We start from the raw sequence: 1,490 nt of genomic DNA, 5'->3' as shown, positions 1-1,490 counted from the left end.
TTTCTTTTTTTCAATCGTTTGGTTGGTTTTAAAAATTAGTGATTTTAACTATTAAAAACCAAGTGTATAATAATAACAATCTCACAATACCTTTTAGTACCATTCATCGAAAACTACAACTTATTTGTGCTTTTCATTACGGTAAAAACCGTAATTGGAGTCAAATTATAAATTTTCGTTATCGATGTTGTCAATATATTTTTTTAAAAAAATTTGATTAAATATTTAAAACCTAAACTTAATCCTAAAACTATAATTAAAATTAACAATCTTTCAAGTAGTAACTTAATTCTATTTTTTCTCAAATCTATAATTGATAACCAAATAAGTAATATAAACATTAACGGAACTAAAAAGGCAACTAAAAACCACCCTAGTAAACTTGGTGAATAAACACCAATTAATACTTTTGAAGGTAATGAATAGATAGTGCCGCTAGCAAGAAGTATTATTATAAACACTTTATTTAAATTTATTTTTTTAAGCATAATTTCATTGTTGATTTTATTCACACCCTAAATCACTAATTGGCCTTTCACCATTTAAAACTTCTTGCACCTTATTCCAATCTGGTCTATTTTTTGTAGGTGTTGAAATAGTTGCGGAGCCTCCATTAATTGGGTTATTTATAAAATTATTTAATCTTTCTTGAAAACTTGACCATAAATCGTCTGCGCCTTGAAAGGCATTATCAAAACCATCTAATCCATACGAAACATTTTCGACAATGTTAGAGTCAAACCTATCAACACCTCTTACAAAAAAATTATAAGACCCCTCTAAATTCTGTTCATAACCAAACTGTCTTGTACCACTAACAGGATGATTACCGGCATAAGGCGAATTTATAGTCATAAAGTACCAATAATTGTTTGAGTATTCCGTACAGACAACAACGCCATCATCAAACGGGATATCTATATATATAATGCTACCCAATGGGTTATTAGAATTCCAAAGATCTGTTTCTGTTTGGCACATTGAGGATATTTCACAATATGGATCAAATGTAGATCCTTCAACAAAGTTATTGAAATTAATACGTATGTGATCTAATAATTCATCTGCAGTAAATTGAGTATTTGAATTAGGATTATTAGGTAAATTTGTCACATTAACTGAAAAATAATCAAGATTGACCATTGTACCGCTCGCATCACTTAATGCTTGAATTTCAAAATCGTTTGTTAATGAACTTGGAAGATCATTTATTTTATTTTGTACACTCTGCGGAGCGGTATGTTGACTTAACGTTTGCCAGCTCTGTATCTGATTACAGTCTATTTCAAGTAATAAATAAGGATTGTCAAATATTAAGCAATTTAGTTGCTCAGGAACTGTTGCATTTAATGAACAATCCTCTTCTTCCTCTATCTCCAATTCCTCTGGACAATCATCACCTCTACAAGGTGTTGTTGGTGTTGTAACGCCTCCATTGCTTGATGAACCACCACTACCACCGTTATTGGTTTGGCCTCCATTTGTATCCC

General features: G+C 30.7%; 2 protein-coding genes. Both read right to left on the bottom strand.

All coding sequences use genetic code 11. The features are described from left to right. Positions 1-203 precede the first annotated feature (203 nt). Positions 204-488, bottom strand: coding sequence for a hypothetical protein (locus ES677_RS15065; RefSeq protein WP_148371043.1), 285 nt, complete (start codon positions 486-488; stop codon positions 204-206). Positions 489-504: 16 nt separating this feature from the next. Beyond that, positions 505-1,490, bottom strand: a 986-nt coding sequence (locus ES677_RS15390) for a hypothetical protein (protein ID WP_170235075.1), incomplete at its 5' end; no start/stop codon positions are given.

The sequence above is a fragment of the Bizionia gelidisalsuginis genome (genome assembly GCF_008086185.1).
Classification (GTDB): domain Bacteria; phylum Bacteroidota; class Bacteroidia; order Flavobacteriales; family Flavobacteriaceae; genus Bizionia; species Bizionia saleffrena.
Note: the sequence above shows the minus strand (reverse complement) of the source record. Positions and strands in the feature narration are given on the sequence as shown.